At 72.7% G+C, this 18,577-nt stretch carries 12 protein-coding genes; 8 read left to right on the top strand and 4 right to left on the bottom strand.

Going from position 1 to position 18,577, the window contains the following annotated elements; genetic code table 11:
* The first annotated feature begins 104 nt into the window (after nucleotides 1–104).
* Together WBK31_RS29595 and WBK31_RS29590 are read left to right on the top strand one after the other, a co-directional pair.
* Nucleotides 105–1,028, top strand: a complete 924-nt coding sequence (locus WBK31_RS29595; protein ID WP_378786400.1) for a DUF3068 domain-containing protein — start codon at nucleotides 105–107, stop codon at nucleotides 1,026–1,028.
* A 162-nt stretch (nucleotides 1,029–1,190) separates the two neighbouring features.
* Nucleotides 1,191–2,297, top strand: a complete 1,107-nt coding sequence (locus tag WBK31_RS29590) for an NAD(P)H-dependent flavin oxidoreductase (RefSeq protein WP_406673502.1) — start codon at nucleotides 1,191–1,193, stop codon at nucleotides 2,295–2,297.
* A gap of 155 nt (nucleotides 2,298–2,452) precedes the next feature.
* On the opposite strand, the gene WBK31_RS29585 is transcribed toward WBK31_RS29590, so the two are convergent.
* A complete protein-coding gene (locus WBK31_RS29585; RefSeq protein WP_406673501.1) occupies nucleotides 2,453–3,262 on the bottom strand; it encodes a crotonase/enoyl-CoA hydratase family protein in 810 nt (269 codons plus the stop codon).
* A 115-nt stretch (nucleotides 3,263–3,377) separates the two neighbouring features.
* Here WBK31_RS29585 and WBK31_RS29580 point away from each other — a divergent pair, with 115 nt between their 5' ends.
* Genes WBK31_RS29580 through WBK31_RS29560 form a run of 5 tightly spaced genes read left to right on the top strand, consistent with a single transcriptional unit; the run spans nucleotide 3,378 to nucleotide 9,606 of the window.
* Nucleotides 3,378–4,925, top strand: coding sequence for an acyl-CoA synthetase (locus WBK31_RS29580; RefSeq protein WP_406673500.1), 1,548 nt, complete (start codon nucleotides 3,378–3,380; stop codon nucleotides 4,923–4,925).
* On the top strand, nucleotides 4,915–5,838 hold the full coding sequence (locus tag WBK31_RS29575) for a Zn-ribbon domain-containing OB-fold protein (RefSeq protein ID WP_406673499.1): 924 nt from the start codon (nucleotides 4,915–4,917) through the stop codon (nucleotides 5,836–5,838). The genes WBK31_RS29580 and WBK31_RS29575 overlap by 11 nt, the downstream gene beginning before the upstream one ends.
* Nucleotides 5,835–6,884 (top strand): lipid-transfer protein, encoded by a 1,050-nt coding sequence (locus tag WBK31_RS29570; RefSeq protein ID WP_364060393.1) that lies wholly within the window; start codon nucleotides 5,835–5,837, stop codon nucleotides 6,882–6,884. Before WBK31_RS29575 ends, WBK31_RS29570 begins: the two co-directional genes overlap by 4 nt.
* Complete coding sequence (locus WBK31_RS29565) at nucleotides 6,881–8,026, top strand: thiolase domain-containing protein (RefSeq protein WP_364060395.1); 1,146 nt, start codon at nucleotides 6,881–6,883, stop codon at nucleotides 8,024–8,026. The genes WBK31_RS29570 and WBK31_RS29565 overlap by 4 nt, the downstream gene beginning before the upstream one ends.
* Entirely contained in the window at nucleotides 8,026–9,606 is a 1,581-nt protein-coding gene (locus WBK31_RS29560; RefSeq protein ID WP_364060398.1) for an acyl-CoA synthetase, read from the top strand. The genes WBK31_RS29565 and WBK31_RS29560 overlap by 1 nt, the downstream gene beginning before the upstream one ends.
* Nucleotides 9,607–9,711: 105 nt before the next feature.
* On the opposite strand, the gene WBK31_RS29555 is transcribed toward WBK31_RS29560, so the two are convergent.
* From WBK31_RS29555 to WBK31_RS29545, 3 genes are all read right to left on the bottom strand, one after another.
* Nucleotides 9,712–16,314, bottom strand: coding sequence for a tetratricopeptide repeat protein (locus WBK31_RS29555; RefSeq protein WP_406673498.1), 6,603 nt, complete (start codon nucleotides 16,312–16,314; stop codon nucleotides 9,712–9,714).
* Nucleotides 16,315–16,409: 95 nt separating this feature from the next.
* Complete coding sequence (locus WBK31_RS29550) at nucleotides 16,410–17,036, bottom strand: LysE family translocator (RefSeq protein WP_378786412.1); 627 nt, start codon at nucleotides 17,034–17,036, stop codon at nucleotides 16,410–16,412.
* A gap of 21 nt (nucleotides 17,037–17,057) precedes the next feature.
* Nucleotides 17,058–17,939, bottom strand: a complete 882-nt coding sequence (locus WBK31_RS29545) for a LysR family transcriptional regulator (protein WP_364060410.1) — start codon at nucleotides 17,937–17,939, stop codon at nucleotides 17,058–17,060.
* Nucleotides 17,940–18,048: 109 nt separating this feature from the next.
* Between WBK31_RS29545 and WBK31_RS29540 the strand changes: the two genes are divergently transcribed.
* Entirely contained in the window at nucleotides 18,049–18,576 is a 528-nt protein-coding gene (locus WBK31_RS29540) for a cysteine dioxygenase (protein WP_406673497.1), read from the top strand.
* The last annotated feature ends 1 nt before the right edge of the window (nucleotide 18,577 follow it).

Below are 18,577 nucleotides of genomic sequence, written 5' to 3'. Positions count from 1 at the left end.
GGTTGCGGTGGTTCCGCCGCCGCTGACCGGCTGCACCCCCTGTCATACTTTGATGCTCGACGAACGCACCGAACGACAACATGTTCTACAATGCGGAGGCCTCGATGGGTCGCATCTCCACGCTCGTCCTCATCGGGTTCGGGGCTTTCTTCATCGCGTTGGCGCCGCTGCTGAGATTCTGGGCGGCCGACAAGATCATCTCCGCGCCCGCCGACCAGTTCGGCATCTCGCGGCTCGAGGCCAAGAACGCCCGGTACTTCTCGCTGCAGGACCTCAAGGTGCTGACCGGTGATCTCGACATCATCGTCACCACCCGCGGCGACGTGAAGGAGGCCACCAGCGAGCGGGTGGTCTGGGACGAGGCCATGGTCGTCAACGACGTGACCAACAAGCGGCCCCTGATCGAGCTGTCCGAGCGGCGCAGCGCCTTCGACCGCTACACCGGCGAGGCCCTGAATTGCTGCGGCGCGAGCGTCGAGAAGACGCCGGTGCAGATGGAGGGGCAGGTCTACAAGTTCCCGTTCAACGTGGAGAAGAAGACGTACAAGGTGTTCAACGCCACCGCGCAGAAGGCGTTCGACGCCACGTTCGTCCGCGAGGACACGGTCAACGGCCTGCCGGTCTACGTCTTCGAGCAGCAGGTGCCGCCGACCAAGACCGAGACCCGCACCGCGCCCGCCAACGTGCTCGGCATCAAGGACGCCACCGGCGACGTGCAGGTCGACCGCTGGTACGACGGCAAGACCACCTACTGGGTCGAGCCGGTCACCGGGTCTCCGGTGCGGCAGGAGGTGCAGCGTCACGAGGTGCTGAAGACGCAGGACGGCGTCGAGCGCTCGGAGGCCTTCGTCGCGACCGCGAAGATGACCGACAAGACCGTGGACGAGCTGGTCAAGAACGCCGAGCAGTCCAAGAACGCCATCAACCTGCTGAAGAACGTCATCCCGCTGGTGCTGCTGATCGTCGGCGTCGTGCTCGTCGTGGCCGGCGTCATCCTGGGGCTGCGCCGCCCGGCCGCGGCCGCCTGAGTACCGCAACGCTTTGAGGGCCCGTTTCGAACGGGCCCTTTTTCATTGACGCGAAGCTTGACTAGAACGGGTTACAAAAGCTTGTTACCCGCCAGTAGTAGTTCAAAGATTCTAGGCTAGAACACGTTGCAGTTCGCTGTATCGCGGACGTATCGTCAGGCCATGCGGACACGCGTCACGGACATGTTCGGAATCGAGCTACCGATCTTCGCGTTCAGCCACTGCCGGGATGTGGTCGCCGCCGTCAGCAAGGCCGGCGGCATGGGCGTGCTCGGCGCGCTCTACTTCACCCCGGAAGAGCTCGAAGTCGAGCTCACGTGGATCGACGACCACGTGGACGGCCGGCCGTACGGGGTGGACGTCGTCATGCCGGCCTCGTACGAGGGCGCCGACTTCGCGCCCGACGAGCTGGTCGGCCGCCTCCAGGCGATGATCCCCGACCGTCACCGGGCGTTCGTCGAGAACCTGCTGGCCAGGCATGGCGTGCCGCCGCTGTCCGCGGGCGCCGACCCCGGCAAGGTGCTGCTCGGCTGGACGGACGCCACCGCGCGCCCGCAGGTCGAGGTCGCCCTGCGCCACCCCATCGCGCTGCTCGCCAACGCGCTCGGCCCGCCGCCCGCCGACGTGGTCACGCTCGCCCACGCCCACGGCGTCAAGGTGGCCGCGCTCGCCTCCACCCCGCGCCACGCGCTCAAGCAGGTCGAGGTCGGGGTGGACGTCGTGGTCGCCCAGGGCACCGAGGCCGGCGGGCACACCGGCGAGATCTCCACCATGGTGCTCATCCCGCAGGTCGTGGACGCGGTGGACGTACCGGTGCTGGCGGCGGGCGGCATCGGCAACGGTCGCCAGATGGCCGCCGCGATGGCCCTCGGCGCCGAGGGCGTGTGGACGGGCTCGATCTGGCTCACCGTCGAGGAGGCCGACACCCCCGAGATGGCCAGGCGCCGCATCCTCGACGCCACATCCCGCGACACCGTCCGCTCGCGGAGCTGGACCGGCAAGCCCGCCCGGCTGCTGAAGAACGCGTGGACCGAGGCATGGGAGTCGGAGGAGTCGCCGGGCACGCTGCCGATGCCGCTGCAGTTCATGCTGGTCTCCGACGCCCTGCGTCGCATCGGCCGCTCCGGTGCCGCCGAGCTCGCCACGTTCCCCGCCGGCCAGATCATCGGCATCATGAACCAGGTCAAACCCGCCAAGGACGTCGTCTACTCCCTGGTCGAGGAGTACGCCGAAGCCTGCGCCCGCCTCCAGCGCCTCACCACCGACTGACCCGCACGCTTGGCACGACACCGTCACCCGCCGCGGCCGCACCTGTACGACAGCGTCGCGCCACGGCAGGGCCCCGGCGCGACTCGCCGTGCCGCGATCAGCGACGGTGTCGTCCGGTGGAAGCCGGCGCGCTCGCCGGATGTCGGCTCCCGGTGTCACCGGCCCTCGTAGCGGGCGGGGCGGTTTTCGCGCCAGGCGCGGGTGCCCTCCTTGGCGTCCTCCGAGCCGATCACCGGCCAGCCCAGCTCGTCCGACACCTTCAAGGCCTCAGGCACGGGCAGGCCGAGCGTGTCGCGGTAGGTGCGCAGGATCGCCTGAACGGCGAGCGGGCCGGAGGCGGCGACGTCGTCGGCCAGCTCGCGGGCCACTGCCAGCGCCTGGCCGTCGGGGACGACGCGGTTGACCAGCCCCATCGACAGCGCCTCCGCCGCCGTGATCGCGCGCCCGGTCAGCAGGAGGTCCATGGCGTGGCAGTACGGGATCTGGCGCGGCAGCCGTACGGCGCTGCCGCCCATCGGGAACAGTGCCCGCTTGGCCTCGAAGAGCCCGAGCGTCGCCGACTCGGCCACCACCCGCAGGTCGGTGCCCACCAGCAGCTCGGTGCCGCCGGCCACCGCGTAGCCCTCGACCGCGCTGATGACCGGCTTCGTCGGCAGGTCCTCGCGCAGCAGGCCCTTCCAGTGGAAGTCCGGGATCTCGGCGGCGCGGGCCTGCACCTCGGGGTCGCTCGACGGCTGCCCCATCGCCTTGAGGTCGGCCCCGGCGCAGAACGTGCCCTCCGCGCCGGTCAGGATCGCCACCCGTACGCAGGGCTCCTCCGAGGCGTACGCCCACGCCGAGGCCAGGCCGATCAGCATGTCCGCGGAGAGCGCGTTGCGGGCCTCGGGCCGGTTCATGGTGACGATGAGAACGTGGCCGTCGCGTTCGATCCGGCAGTGCGGCGTGCTGATCGGCAAGAGCTCCACGATGCCTCCGTAAGTCGCTAGATCAAGCGCTTGCTACGGACTTTGGCCCAGGATACGCTCCCACCAGAAACGAGAACAGGTTCCTGTTTTGCCCGCCCAACGCTGAGGAGATCAGATGGGCACGCTCGGTTTCTGGAGGCTCGCGCAGGCGGATCCCGAGTGGATCGCGGCCGTGGACCCCGATGGCAGGCAGCACCGCGCGGGCGATCTCCTGGCCCGCTCCAACCGGCTCGTGCACGGGCTGCGCGCACTCGGCCTCCGGCCCGGCGACGGCATCTGCGGCCTGGTGCCCAACGGCGCCGACGGCCTCGTCCTCTACCTGGCGGCCCTGCAGGCGGGCTGGTACTACACGCCGGTCAACTGGCATCTCACCGGCCCGGAGATCGCGTACATCGTCGCCGACAGCGAGGCCGAGGCGTTCTTCGTGCACCCGCGCTTCCTCGCCGAGGGCACGCGCGGCGCCGAGGCCATCGCGCCCGACCGGCGCTTCTCGATCGGCGGCGACGCTCCCGGGTTCCGCCCGGAGAGCGACCTGACCGGCGGCCGGCCGGACACCGCGCCAGGCGACCGCACCGCCGGCGCCACCATGCACTACACCTCCGGCACCACCGGCAAGCCCAAAGGCGTCAAGCGGCCGCTCAGCGGCCTCGACCCGGACGACGGGGCCGAGCTGATGGCGTTCCTGCTCACGCTGTTCGGCATCACGCCCGGCCGCCCCAACGTCCACCTCGTCACCTCGCCGAGCTACCACACGGCGGTCACCCAGTTCGGCGGCACCGCCCTGCACATGGGCCACACGCTCGTCTACATGGACCGCTTCGACGCCGAGGAGATGCTGCGCCTGTGCGAGCGGCACCGCGTCACCAGCTCCCACCTGGTGCCGACGCACTTCAAGCGGCTGCTCGCGCTGCCGGAGAAGACCCGCACCGCCTACGACCTGTCCTCGCTGCGCTGGATGATCCACGCCGCCGCGCCCTGCCCCGTCCCCGTCAAGCGGGCGATGCTCGACTGGTGGGGCGACTGCGTGTACGAGTACTACGCCGCAACCGAGGGCGGCGGCACCCTCGCAACGCCCGGGGACTGGAAGGCGCACCCCGGCACGGTCGGCAAGCCCTGGCCCATCAGCGAGCTGCTGATCGTCGACGAGCAGGGCGAACCGGTGCCCAACGGCACGCCCGGCACGATCTACATGAAGATGATGGGCGCCACGTTCGAGTACAAAGGCGACCCCGGCAAGACCGCCGCGAACCGCCTCAAGGACTTCTTCACCGTCGGCGACATCGGCTACCTCGACGAGGACGGCTTCCTCTACCTCTGCGACCGCAAAGCCGACATGATCATCTCCGGCGGCGCGAACATCTACCCGGCCGAGATCGAGAACGAGCTCATGGTCCACCCCAAGGTGGCGGACGTCGCCGTGTTCGGCATTCCCGACGAGGAGTGGGGCGAGCAGATCAAGGCCGTCGTCGAACCCGCCCCCGACGCCGTGCCCGGCCCGGAGCTGGCCGCCGAGCTGCTGGCCTCGCTGGAGGGCCGCCTGTCCAGGATGAAGTGGCCCAAGAGCATCGACTTCATCGCCGAGATGCCCCGCGAGCCCAACGGCAAGCTGCTCAAACGCAAGCTCCGCGCCCCGTACTGGGAGGGACACGACCGTGCCATCTGAGCCCCTGGCTGATCCCCCGGCCGATCCGCTGGTCGCGCAGCACGTCCTGGAGTTCCCCGGCGGCTACACCCGTACCACGGGGCCGGTGATCGGCCGGTTCCTCAGCGAGTTACGCGCCCGCCGCCTCGTCGGCGTGCGCACGACGGAGGGCCGCGTGCTGGTGCCGCCCCTGGAGTACGACCCCGCCACCGGCGATCCGGTCACCGGCGAGTACGTCGAGGTCGGCCCCGCCGGCACGGTCACCACCTGGGCCTGGGTGGACGAGCCGCTGCCCGGCCACCCCCTCGACCGCCCCTTCGCCTGGGCGTTCATCCGCCTCGACGGCGCCGACACCGACCTCGTGCACGCCGTGGACCCCGGCCACCCCAAGGCGCTGCGGCAGGGCCTGCGCGTCTGGCCGGTCTGGCGCGAGAAGCCCACCGGCCACATCACCGACATCTCGCACTTCGTCCCCGAGGTCTCCCAGATCCGCGCCGACGTCCGCACCGAATACCGCATCAAGGCGGGCGGCGCGCTGCGCGTCTTCCTCGAAGGCGTCGCACGCGGCGTCTTCCTCGGCGGGCGCTGCGAGCGCTGCGCAAAGGTGTACGTGCCGTACCGGTCGGCCTGCCCCGAATGCGGCACCGCCATCCCGGACACCGTCGAGGTGCCCGACACCGGGACCGTCACCACGTTCGCCATCAACAACCTGCCCGACCCGAGGGCGCCGCAGGTGCCGTTCGTGTCGGCGTACATCCTGCTCGACGGCACCGACATCCCCATGATCGCGCTCGTCGGCGACGTGCCCGCTCACGAGGTACGGCAGGGCATGCGCGTCAAGGCCGTCTGGGTCCCCGAGAGCGAGCGCACGGCGTCCATGGCGAACATCCGCTGGTTCGCCCCCACCGGCGAGCCCGACGTGGAGCTGTCATGAGAGAAGTGGCGATCGTCGCGTTCGCCCAGACGCGGCACACCGATCACGACACCGGCCTCAGCGAACCCGAGATGATCACCCCGGTCATCAACGAGGTCAAAGAACGCACCGGGCTCACCCGGTTCGGTTTCACCTGCTCGGGAAGCTGCGACTACCTGGCGGGGGCGCCGTTCTCGTTCGTCTCCGCGCTCGACGCGCTGGCCGCCTGGCCGCCCATCTCCGAAAGCCACGTCGAGATGGACGGCGCCTGGGCCCTGTACGAGGCGTGGGTCCGCCTCCAGCACGGCGACGTCGACACCGCCCTCGTCTACGGCTTCGGCAAGTCGTCGCTCGGCGACCTGCGCACGATCATGACGCTCCAGCTCGACCCCTATTACCTGGCCCCGCTCGGCCTCGACCTGCTCTCCTACGCGGCGCTCCAAGCCGCCGCCGTCGGCGCGGAGCCCAAGGAGCTCGACGAGATCGTCCGCCGCAGCCGGGCCGACGGGCGCGCCAACCCGTACGCGCTGGACCTGCCGGAGCCCGAGGCCCACGGAGAGGAGGACTACGAGGACTACGAGGACTACGCGGTACGGCCGCTCAGGAGGATCGACGTGCCGCCCGTCACCGACGGCGCCGCCGCCGTCGTGCTCGCCGCCGGAGAGCGCGCCGGAGAGCTGTGCGACAGCCCCGCCTACATCACCGGCATCGCACACCGCGTCGAACCCCACTACCTCGGCCTGCGCGACCTCGCCAGATCCGGCTCGGCCGCCGACGCTGCCCGCGCCGCGGGCGTCGCCAAGGGCCCCGTCGAGGTGGCCGAGCTGCACGCCCAGTTCCCGCACGAGGAGCTCATCCTGCGCGAGGCCCTGGAACTCGGCGGCGACACCGTCATCAACCCCTCGGGCGGCCCGCTCGCCGCCAACCCCGTCATGGCCACCGGCCTCATCCGCATCGGTGAGGCCGCCCGCCGCATCCACGACGGCACCGCGCGCCGCACCGTCGCGCACGCCGCCGCTGGACCCTGCCTGCAACAGAACCTCGTCACCGTCCTGGAGGCCCGATGAACAGGTGCGCGGTCATCGGCGTCGGCCAGACCCGCTACACCACCAAGCGGCGCGACGTCTCCATCGCCGGGCTCGTCCGCGAGGCGGCGCTGCGGGCACTCGACGACGCCGGGCTGACGTTCACGGACATCGACGCGGTGGTCGTCGGCAAGGCGCCCGACCTGTTCGAAGGCGTGATGACGCCCGAGCTGTACCTCGCCGACGCGCTCGGCGCGGCGGGCAAGCCGCTGATGCGCGTGCACACCGCGGGCAGCGTCGGCGGCTCCACCGCCATCGTCGGCGCCTCGCTCGTGCAGGGCGGCGTGCACGACCGGGTCCTCGTCGTCGCCTTCGAAAAGCAGTCGGAGTCGAACGCCACCTGGGCCCTGTCCACCCACTTGCCGTTCAGCTCCTCGCTCGTCGTCGGCGCGGGCGGCTACTTCGCCCCGCACATCCGCGAATACATGCGCAGAACCGGCGCGCCCGGCCACATCGGCACGCTCGTCGCGGTCAAGGACCGGCTGAACGCGCTGAAGAACCCGTACGCGCACCTCAAGATCCCCGGCATCGACCAGAAGATGGTCGAATCCACGCCCATGCTCTGGGAGCCCATCCGCTACCTGGAGACCTGCCCCTCCAGCGACGGCGCCTGCGCGCTCGTCCTCGCCTCGGAACGGGCCGTCACCGGCACGCCCGCGTGGGTGCATGCCACCGCCATGCGCTCCGAGCCGATCTTCCGCGCCGGACGCGACACCGTGAACCCGCAGGCCGGCAAGGACTGCGCCGCCGACGTCTACCGCCAGGCCGGCATCACCGACCCGCGCCGCCAGATCGACGTGGCCGAGGTGTACGTGCCGTTCTCCTGGTACGAGCCGATGTGGCTGGAGAACCTCGGCTTCGCCGCCGAGGGCGAGGGCTGGAAGCTCACCGAGTCGGGCGCCACCGCGCTCGGCGGCGACATCCCGTGGAACGCCTCCGGCGGCGTGCTCTCCAGCAACCCGATCGGGGCGTCCGGACTGATCAGGTTCGCCGAGGCCGCGCTCCAGGTGCGCGGCATGGCCGGTGAACACCAGGTGGACGGCGCCCGCCTGGCGCTCGGCCACGCCTACGGCGGGGGAGCCCAGTTCTTCGCGATGTGGATCGTCGGACGGGAGATGCCCTGATGGAGTTCAACCACGCCGACCTGTTCGAGGGGCTCGCGGACGCGATCGGGGAACGCACGGCCATCGTCTGCGGCGACCAGCGGCGCACGTACGCCGAGCTCGACGCCGAATCCAACCGGCTCGCCCACTACCTCATGGACCTCGGCGTCCAGCCGAACCAGCACGTCGGGCTGCACCTGTGCAACGGCGTCGAGTACGTCGCCGGGCTTCTCGCCGCGCTGAAGATCCGCGCCGTGCCGATCAACGTCAACTACCGCTACGTCGAGGCCGAGCTGCTCTACCTCTACCGCGACGCCGACCTGCGGGCGCTGGTCTACGACGTGGAGTTCGAGCCGCGCGTGGCCGCCGTCGCCGGGCAGGCGCCGCTGCTCGACCACCTCATCGCCGTGGGCGGGCCACCGGCGATCGGCGGAGCCGTGCCGTACGCGGACGCCCTGGAACGCGGCAGGGCAGAGCGCGGCTTCCCCGCCCGCTCCGGCCAGGACATCTACATCATCTACACCGGCGGCACCACCGGCTTGCCCAAGGGCGCTATGTGGCACGTCGAGGACCTGTTCATGGGCTTCGGCGGCGGCAATCCGTACGGCGAGCCGCGCGCCACCCCGCAGGAGGTCATCGACGAGGCGGTCAAGGCCAGCCCGATGGTGATGATGGCCGCGCCGCCGCTCATGCACGGCGCCGCGCAGATGGCCACGTGGATCGCGTTCTGGATGGGCTCGGCCATGGTGTACGTGCGCAAGTTCGACGCCGCCGAGGTGTTACGCACCATCGGGCGCGAGCGCGTGACCACGATCAACATCACCGGCGACGCCATGGCCAGGCCGATCGCCGACGAGCTGGAGTCCGGCTCGTACGACGTGTCCTCGCTCTTCGTGATCAGCTCGACCGGCGCGATCCTGTCGGGCGCCGTCCGCGACCGGCTTCAGGAGCTGCTGCCGAATGTGATGATCCTCGACAACTTCGGCTCCACCGAGTCCGGCTACACCGCCTCCGCCGTGGCCGGGTCATCGCCTGAGAAGGGCCTGCGCTACCAGCCCAACGCCGTCGTCCGGCTGGCCGTGCTCGACGAGCGTGGCCGGCCCGTCGAGCCGGGCTCCGGGCGGATCGGCACCGTGGCGCGGTCGGGGCGGGTGGCGTTCGGCTACTACAACGACCCCGAGAAGACGGCACGCACGTTCGTCACCACCGAGGACGGCACCCGCTGGCTGCTCACCGGCGACCTCGCCACCGTCGAGAAGGACGGCACGGTGAACGTGTTCGGGCGCGGCTCCCAGTGCATCAACACCGGCGGCGAGAAGGTGTTCCCCGAGGAGGTCGAGGCGGTGCTCAAAGGGCATCCGGCCGTGTTCGACGCGGTGGTGACCGGGGTGCCGGACGAGCGGTGGGGGAGCCGGGTCGCCGCCGTCATCGAGCTGCGGCCCGGCGTGGAGGTGACGCGGGAGGAGCTGGACGCGCACTGCAGGACGCGGCTGTCCGGGTACAAGGTGCCTCGGACGTACGCGTTCGTGGACGAGATGGTGCGCTCGCCGGCCGGGAAGGCCGACTACCGGTGGGCCAGGGAGACCGCCCAGAACGCCTAGCAGGGCTCCCCTTCCGTGCCGGTTCCGGCTTCGATCGGTCAAGGGGCCAGGGGTGCTTCCGGCTTGGATCGGTCAAGGTCAGGGGCCGCTTCCGGCTTCGACCGGTCAGGGGGCCAGGCGGGCCAGCTCGTCCTGGATCGCCTGCGCCTCGGCCGACCGTCCCGCCTTCTCCAGCAGCGCGAGCCTGCGCCGCAGCACGTCCTGGAGCAGATCCGAGGTGGCCTCGCGGGGCAGGCCGCGCAGCAGGTCGGCGGAGACGCGCAGCGCGGCGTCGGCGGCGTCGTCGCGCCCCAGGTCCTGCTGGCACGCGCCGAACCGGGCGTGCGCCACCGCTCTCGCCAGCGGGTCGCGCGTGACCTGCGTACCGCGATGGAACACCAGCCCCGCCTCCAGCGCCCGGCCCGCCTCCATCAGCGCGTCGCCCAGCATGAGCATCGCCCTGGACAGCAGCCCTGCCTGCATCGGGTTGCCGGGCGAGAAACGTTCGAGCGCCGCCACCGCCTCCCGCAGCGGCTGCACCGCCTCCGCCGGCCGCCCCCGCATTCTGAGCGCCCCGGCCAGCGTCAGGCACGCGCCCGCCCGGCTGATGTGCAGGGCCTGCGCGTTCGTGCCCGCGGCCAGCAACTGGTCGTAGACGGTGATCGCCTCGCGCGCCCTCGCCTCCGCCTCGCCGCCGTCGTCCAGCCCGAGCAGGGGCAGTAGCTCGGAGCTCTGCGCCAGCGAGTCCGCCAGGATCGCCCGGAACGTCAGGTCGCCCGGCGTCCGCCTGGCCACCGGGATCAGGGCCTCCACCAGCGTGTTGGCCTCGGCCAGGCGGCCCAGCATCATGTGGCACCTGATCAGCCGCTGGGTGGCGAGGACCCGCTGGACGGTGCCCTGTTCGTGGGTGTTCGCGGCGATCTCGGCGTACTCGACGGCCTGCTCTGGGCGGCCCTCCGCCAGCAGGTCGTCGGCGATCAGCGCGGCCGTCTCGGCGGCGGCCTGCGGCTCGGGCAGCCTCCTGAACAGCCGCAACGCCTCCACCAGGTGCGCCAGCGCCTCCTGCCCGCGCCCGGACATCCGCAGCACCCTGCCGCGCACCTGGATCGCCCGCGCCCGCACGAGCGGCAGCTCCACGTCCTCCTCGGCGGCCCTGTCCACCTCGGCCAGCGACCACGCGATCGCCTCAAGCGCCGCCTGCGGCCGGTCGAGCGCGGCCAGCGCGGAACCGAGCCGCGCGAACACCGCCGCCGCCACGGCCGGATCGTCCAGCTCGTCGCACAGGTCCGCGGCCCGCTCGCAGTGCGCCAGCGCCTCCACCGCCCGGCCCTGGTCGAGCAGCGCCCCGGCGTAGTCGTGCAGGATCTCCGCCAGCAGGCGCGGGTCGCGGTCGTCCAGCAGCGCGACGGCCTGTTCCAGTACGGGCAGCGCGGGACGGGCGGCGGCGAGTGCGGCGAGCGCCCGGCCGAGAGACGCGCGGCAGGCGGGGGAGACGGCGGCGAGCCCCCGGTACACGCGCACGGCCAGCTCCGCCACCTGGGCGGCGCTCCGGTCCGCGGTGGCCACGAGGATCATCAGGCAGCGGCCGTAGCGGTCGTGCACGTCCTGGCCGCCCTCGCCGCTGAGCGGCACCTCGCGCTCCAGTGCCTCGGTGAACGCGGCCAGCGGCTCGACGAGCCCGCCGATGTCAACGGGGGCACCGGCGTCGGGTTCACACCCGTCAGGGTCGCCGGGCTGGGCCGCCCGCACATCACGGGCGTACTCCTCTATCGCCGTGATGAGGGCGTCGAGCGCGTCCGCCTCCGGCAGCGGACGGATGCTGAGGATCCGCGCGTACAGCTCGATCCCGGCGGACGGCCCCTCCTGCTCCACCCGCAGCCGCGCGAGCCGGACCAGCGCCAGCACGTGAACGCTCATGAAGTCGTCAGGTACCCGCCCGGCCCGCGCCGCCAGCTTCGCCGTGCCGTCGGCCAGTCGCGCCTCGGCCGCCTCCGGCTCGTGCAGCTCCGCCAGGCACAGCGCGGCCAGCTCGTGGCATCCGGCGGCGAGCAGCAGCTCGTCGTCGTCCGCGGGCAGCGGGAGCAGGGCGAGCGCCCGGTCGGCGGAGGCCAGCGCGCCCGTGATGTCCTGCCGGGCGAAGCGGATCCCGGCCTGCAGCCGCAGCGCGCCGGCCAGCGCGATCGGACGGGCCGCGCCCTCGTTCACCAGCGACGTGTACAGCTCGACCAGCCGCCCGGCCGCAGCATCCGCGTCCGACGGGCAGTCGGCGCGCGACAGCGCGAAAGTCTCCAGGATCAGCAGCTCGGCCAGCTCAGCGCGGGCGCCCGCCTGCGGCAGGCTCGCCTCGATCGCGGTCAGCAGGTGCGGGATCGCCTCCTTGTACCGTCCGAGCCCGACCAGCGAACGGCCGAGCGCCGCCGCCACCATGCCCACGGCGATGGCGTGCGGCCGGTCGGGCGCGGCATGCCGTTCGAGCAGCTCGGCCGCCTGCATGGCGAGCGCGAACCCCTCACCGGCCCGTCCCGTGTCCGCCCACACACGGGCGAGGTCCGCCTGAGCCGACAGGTACGCATGAATACGCTCGATCTCCGGCGTACCGGCGCTTTCCACCGCCTCCCTGCACTCGGCGAGCCGCCGTTCCGCCCTGGCCACCGCCTCCTCCGGCCGGTCGAGCACCATCCGCAGCAGCCACGGCTCGTCGGCGGGCCGGTCCTGCTCACCGCCCCTGCGCAGCCGCGCCCGCACCTCGGGGCCGTACCGGCGGTAGGAGGGATCCTCGACGCTCAGCACGTCGTACAGCTCGGCCGCCATCTCCAGCTGCGCGAGGCCGTCGGACGTGCGGCCCAGGCCGTCCAGGCACAGGCCGAGCAGCCGGCGGCCCCTGGCCTGCGTCGCCCGGTGCCCCTCGACCGCCTCCACCGGCACGGCCATCGCCTCCTGCAACGGCTCAAGCGCCTCATCAGGGCGGTCGTCGGCCAGCAGCAGCTCGCCCAGGTCGAGCAGCCGGCCGGCCAGGGCGTTCCGGTGCTCGGCGGGGTCGAGCGTCACGAGGGATCGCAGGTTCCGTACGGCCTCCGCCGCCGCCCTGATCGCCGCGTCCAGGTCGTCGAGCCCCGCGTGCAGCCTCGACACCACGCTCGCCGCCGACGCCAGCATCGCCCGCAGCTCCGGCTCCTCGGCCGCCAGCCCCCGCAGCCGCGCCACCGCCTCCCCGGCCGGGGCCAGCGCCTCGGACCGCCTGCCGTTCGTCTCCAGCCAGGCGGCGACGAGGTGCAGCCCGTGCGCGACATCGCGGTTCGCCGGCGCGACGCCCCTGAGCGCGGACGTGACCGCGACCGCCAGGCACCCCGCCAGTTCGGGCAGCACCTCCGCCGTACCGACCTGGTCGAACGGCGCCAACGGCTCCGGCCCCGCCACCACCTCCTGCGCCCCGGCGAGCAGCAGCCCGCTGGGGGTCACCGCCGCGCCTTCACTCGCCACCGCCGCCGCAGCCCCGCCCGCGCCGGTGAGCCCGCTCGCGCTGGTAGGCCTGCCCGTGCCGGTGAGCCCGGTCGTGCCCCACGCGGCGAGGCCATCCGTGGCGTGGCCGCCGGGGCCGGGTGCGGGCGCGCTTGTGCGGTCCCCGCTTCCTGCCGCGAGGTTTCCTGCTGCGAGGCCGGTTGCGTCGGGGCCGGGGCCGGAGGAGGGCAGGACGGCGAGGAGAGCCGTCAGGTAGGACGCGAAGCCGGGGTGCCCGCCCGCCGCCTCGAACGCCGCCACCGCCTCATCAAGCCGCCCGCTCTCCAGCAGCGCACACGCCACGTTGTACTGGGCACGCGCCGCCGGCCAGGCGTAGCGGGGGTCGTCCTCGGCGAGCACGCTGAACCGGGCCGCCGCTTCTCGGGCGGGCTTGAGCGCCCCGGCGGCCTCGCCACCGAGCAGCAGGTACGCCCCGAGCCCGAACAGCGCCTCCGCATGCCCCGCCGCGTCCTCGTACGGGGGAGCGCCCGCGTACACCTCCACGGCCTCACCCGCCGCCGCGACCGCCTCGCCCACCCTGCCGACGGCCGCCAGCCCGCGCGACCACCACGCCAGCGCCCCGGCCAGCGCGGCCCGCTCGCCGGTGGTGCGCCGATGCCGCACGGTCAGCTCGGCGAGCGTCACGTCCAGCGCCCGCAGGCCGAGCCCGCCGTTGCGGAGGCCGGGACCGGCGTTGCCCGGCTGCGCCACGGGCAGCGCGGCCACCGCCTCGGCGAGCTGCCGATCATCGGCGAACAGGGCCAGCGCGGCGTTGAGCACGTCGCCGAGCCTGCTCGCGGGATCGGCGACGGCCGCCGCGACCAGCCGGCCGATGCGGCTGGCGATCAGCGACCACAGCGCCGCCCGCACCCGCTCGCGACCGGCCGCGAGGCGCAGGACGTCCAGCATCCGTACGAGGTGCGCCGTCGTCCGTGCCTCGTGGTCGTGTACGGCGAGAACGAGCGCGTCCAGGTCCTCGGTCTCGTCCAGCAGGAGCTCGGCCACCACATCGAACCCTTGGGCCGGCACCCCGAGCCGCCCCAGCCACCGGGCCACCTCCCCGGCGACACCCCCCGTGCCGGTGCGGATGCCAGGGACGGCCGTGAGCAGCGCGGGCAGCTCGTCGGCGCGGGGCTCGGTGAGCACCAGCACGGCCACCGCCTGCCACGCCGCCAGCTCCCCTAGCCGCCTCAGCCCCTCCGGCCGGCGCTCGGCCCGGCTCTCGAACCACTCGAACGCGCCGGGTTCTGGAGCGAGCACATCACCGGAACGGTCGTCTCGCTGAGGGCCGTGGCCGGGCGCGACGCCGGGCCGCTCGTGCTCCTCGGGCAGGTGAACGGCCGCCTCGCCGGGCCGTTCGTGTGCGCCGGGCTGATGAGCGATTGCGTCGCTGGAGCGTTCGTGAGCCCCGGGCTGATGAGCGGTCGCGTCGTCGGGCCGGTTCGGATCGTCCGGCCAGAGCCGGAGCCAGCGGGCCCACTCCCGGGTGAGGAACCGGCCGATCAGCTCCTCGCCACTCACGTGAGGCGCGCCGTCCAGCCGCAGCAGCGCGGCCAGATGGACGTGGAGGGGGAGGCCGTACTCCGGGTCGTCGAGCCGAGGCGGTCCGAGCAGCGCGGCCTCGGCCCCGGGCCCTGTGGGATCAGGCCCGGTGGGATTAGGCCCGGTGGGATCAGGCCCTGTGGGATCAGGTCCTGTGAGATCAGGCAGCGTGAGATCAGGCAGCGTGAGACCGGGCTCAGACGGGCCGGAGGCCGTGGCACTGAGGGAGGTGAAGGCTCGCATCGCCGCCAGCGCGTGCTGCCGGCGTTCGGGGAGCGTCAGCGGGTGGGCGTTGAGCTGGACCGTCGTGGTGTTGAGACGCCTGAGCCTGCCGCCGGCCGCCGTGTCCAGGCGGCGCCACCAGTCGCCGTCGCCGGGTTCGCGGGCGACCAGCAGCAGCCGTACGCGGGGGTTGCGGCCGTGCCGGGCCAGCCGCCGTACCAGCTCGCCCACCAGCGGCGGCGACGCCTCGGGCCCGTCGAGCACGATCAGCGTCGGGCGTACGGCCTCCAACCTGACGCCTTGCCCCGCCGTGCCGTTCTCCCTGAGGTCGCCGGTGTGCGGCGCGGACAGTACGGCGGCGAGCGTGTCCAGCGGCAGGAAACCCGCGTCCCAGCCCAGCGCCTCCAGCTCCGCGCACAGCTCACCGGCCAGCCGCGTCTTTCCTGTCCCGCCTCGTCCGGTCAGTACGGCGATCGACAGCGATGACGCCTCACCGGCCCACGCCCGCAACTCGCCGAGCGGCCGTTCCCGCCCCAGGAACGGCACCACAGCACGCCCCGCCGCCAGCTCGGCCCACCCCGCCGCGCCTGGCACGCCCGGCGAGCCCTCCGGGCGCGGGAAGACCAGCGGGTCCGGCGAGGGCGGGTGAACCTGCGCGTCCGGCGGGCCCGGCGGAGCGGCCGAGCCGGGGTAGGCCGGGGCGGCCATGAGCGGTGCCCCTGTGGGCGTGGCCGGAGCGTGGGGCTGAGCGACCGATAACGGGCCGGTGGGGGTGCGGGCGGGGACGAGGAGGTGGCGCAGGGCGATGGCGGGGGCGGCGGAGACGGCTTCGACGCGCCACGGCGCGACGCCCGTCAGCTCACGGAACCGCTCGTCCGAGACCAGCGCGCTCACGGGCACGACGTCGAACCGGCGCGGCGCGTACGCGGCGACGACGCCGACGATCTGCCCGGCCGGTTCGGCGAGCAGCGCGGCACCAGGGAGCCCGTGCCACAGCGCGACGGGCCGTGTCTCGAAGTCGGGGCTCACCACGCGGGCCGTCAACGCCCGCGACACCAAGCCGGCGGGCGGATCCACCAGCCCGGTCACCGTCTCGGGCGGGCGCGCCGGGCCCCGTTCCCCGGCCTGCCCGAACCCCGACGCCACGCACCGCGCCGTCGTGCCCGCGACCCGGCCCCACCGGGTGTGCTCGATGCCCGCCACGGACGCCCAGGCCGGCTCGGAGACCCGCAGCAGCACCGCGTCCGCGCCGCCCCGGCCCCGCCACACCTGCACGGCCGGCAGCCACCGGTCCGACCACGCGGGCCGAACATGGCAGGGCCCGCCGGAGTCCACGACCTGCCCCGAGGTCAGGACGAGATCGGGACCGATCGCGTACGCGGAGCCGGTCACGCCGACGACGTCGTCATGACCGGAGAAGACCTCTGCGACCCTTTCGAGCCCGAGGCTGTGCGGTGGCGTGTGCATGGGTCCGCCTATCAGCTACGTCCCGCCGTGCCGTCCCCTGATCTGCGGCTGATCTAACTCACTATCGCACTACAGCCGGGAAATTTCCTGGCTTGTCATGCCTTCTCGGTCGTGAGCCAGGCGGCCAGCCCCAGGTACACGAGCCCGCTGCCCACGTCCAGCCGCCGCCGGGCGCGGGCCGACCCGCGCAGGCGGCCGGCCAGCGCGGAGGACAGCAGCGCGTACGCGCCGTCCGACGCCACCCCGAGCACCACCCACAGCAGCCCGAACAGCAGGATCTGCGCCCAGACGGGCCCTACCTCCGGGTGCACGAACTGCGGCAGGAACGCCAGGAAGAACACGGCCGTCTTGGGGTTGAGCACGTTCACCACGAACCCCTCCCAGAACAGCCGCCGCCTGGTCTGCACCGGCAGCTCGATCGGCTGCTCGTCACCGCCCCTGCGCAGCAGCTTGCTCAGGCCGAGATAGAGCAGGTACGCCACGCCGACGTACTTGACGATGGTGAACGCGGTCGCCGATGCGGCGAGCAGGGCGCTGACGCCGAGCGCCGCGGCGGCGATGTGGACGAGCGAGCCGGTGTGCACGCCCAGCACCGACACCAGCCCCGCGCCGCGGCCTTGGGCGACGCTCCTCGTGACGATGTAGAACACCGCGGGCCCAGGGACGATCAGCAGTCCGAGTGTGGCGGCGCAGAAGAGGGCGAGCGTCGTGACGTCCGGCATGTGGCCATCGTAGGAACGGCGTCAAAGACTTTTCCGCCGCCGCCCGACCACGTCCCCGATCGCCTTCAGCAGGGCCTCCGTGGCGGGTGGGTGGGGCGGCTCGCCGTACACGGCGGCGTACACGTGCCGGAAAGACCCCGGCACCTCCCGCACCCGCACGCCGGGGTGGCGGTGGGCGGAGAGCGCGAGGCCCGGCAGCAGCGTCACCCCGAGCCCGGCCGCGACGAGCGCCTGCACGGCCACGATGTCGTCGCTGGTGAACCCGACGCGCGGCTCGAACCCGGCCTTCGCGCACACGTCGAGCAGATGGCTGCGGCACCGGTCGCAGCCGCCGATCCACGGCGAGTCGGCGTGGTCGGCGACCTCGCCAGGCTCGTCGGGGGCCAGTAGGTAGCTGGGGTCGTCGAGGAGGTGGATGAGCTGGAGCCCGGTGTCCTCGGGGGCGGTGTCGTCGTAGCGGAAGATGACCGCGACGTCGGCGCGCCCGGCGCGCAGCAGTCGCAGCGCCTCCGGCGGCTCGACCTCGGTGAGCTGGAGCCGCAGCCCGGGATGCGCGTCGGCGAGCAGCGTGGCGGCCTCGGGAATGAACGTGCCGAGCGCCGAGGGGAAGGCCGCCAGCCGCACCCGCCCGGAGCGCAGCCCCACGTGGGCGGCCAGCTCCTCGGCGGTGGCGTCGAGGCGTTCGATGATCTCGGCGGCGCGTTCGGCGAGCAGCCGGCCCGCCTCGGTGAGCCGGATGCCGCGCCCGGCCCGCTGGATGAGCTTGGCGCCGGTCTCGGCCTCCAGCCTGGCCAGGTGGTGGCTGACCGACGGCTGGGAGTAGTGCAGCTCCTTGGCGGCCTCGGTCAGCGACCCCTTGCGGGCGACCGCGAGGAGGACGCGCAGGCGGGCCACATCCAGCATTCATCAAGCATATCTATCGATCAGCCACAAGACATCTGTTGGACCTATCAGTCGTGGTGAGGGACCGTGGAGATGAAGGCAGCCGACGGACCTCGGCAGGGAGTTCACCATGAACACGGCCACCACCGTTGCAAGGCCAGGGCTCGACGTCCTCGTGGCGGGCGTGTCGCGCATCGTGGCCCGCGGGCTCGGCGCCCGGCGTACCGCGTTCGCCGTCGCCGACCTGCTGCGCGACCATCTGCCCGGCATCGACGTGCTCACGCCGCGCGAGCGCGAGGGCTCGCCCGACGGGTACGTCTCCCACATCCTGCACGCCGAGGACGCCTTCTCGATCTGCGGCGTCGTCTGGCGTCCCGGCCAGGAGACCGCGGTGCACGATCACGTGTCGTGGTGCACGTTCGGCATCATCAGCGGCATCGAGTACGAGATCCTCTACCGCGACATGGGCGACCACCTGGTGGAGATCGGGCGGGCCGCCAACCATCCGGGCGAGGTCAGCGGGTTCGCCCCGCCCGGGGACATCCACCGGGTGCGCAACACCAGCTCGGAGCTGGGGGTGTCGCTGCACGTGTACGGGGCGGACGTGGCCAGGCTCGGCGGCAGCATCCGCCGCGTCTACGACCTCCCCGTACGCTGAC

The organism is Nonomuraea sp. N2-4H, assembly GCF_045291505.1.
Classification (GTDB): Bacteria; Actinomycetota; Actinomycetes; order Streptosporangiales; family Streptosporangiaceae; genus Nonomuraea; species Nonomuraea fastidiosa.
This window is presented reverse-complemented; position numbering and strand designations above follow the sequence as displayed.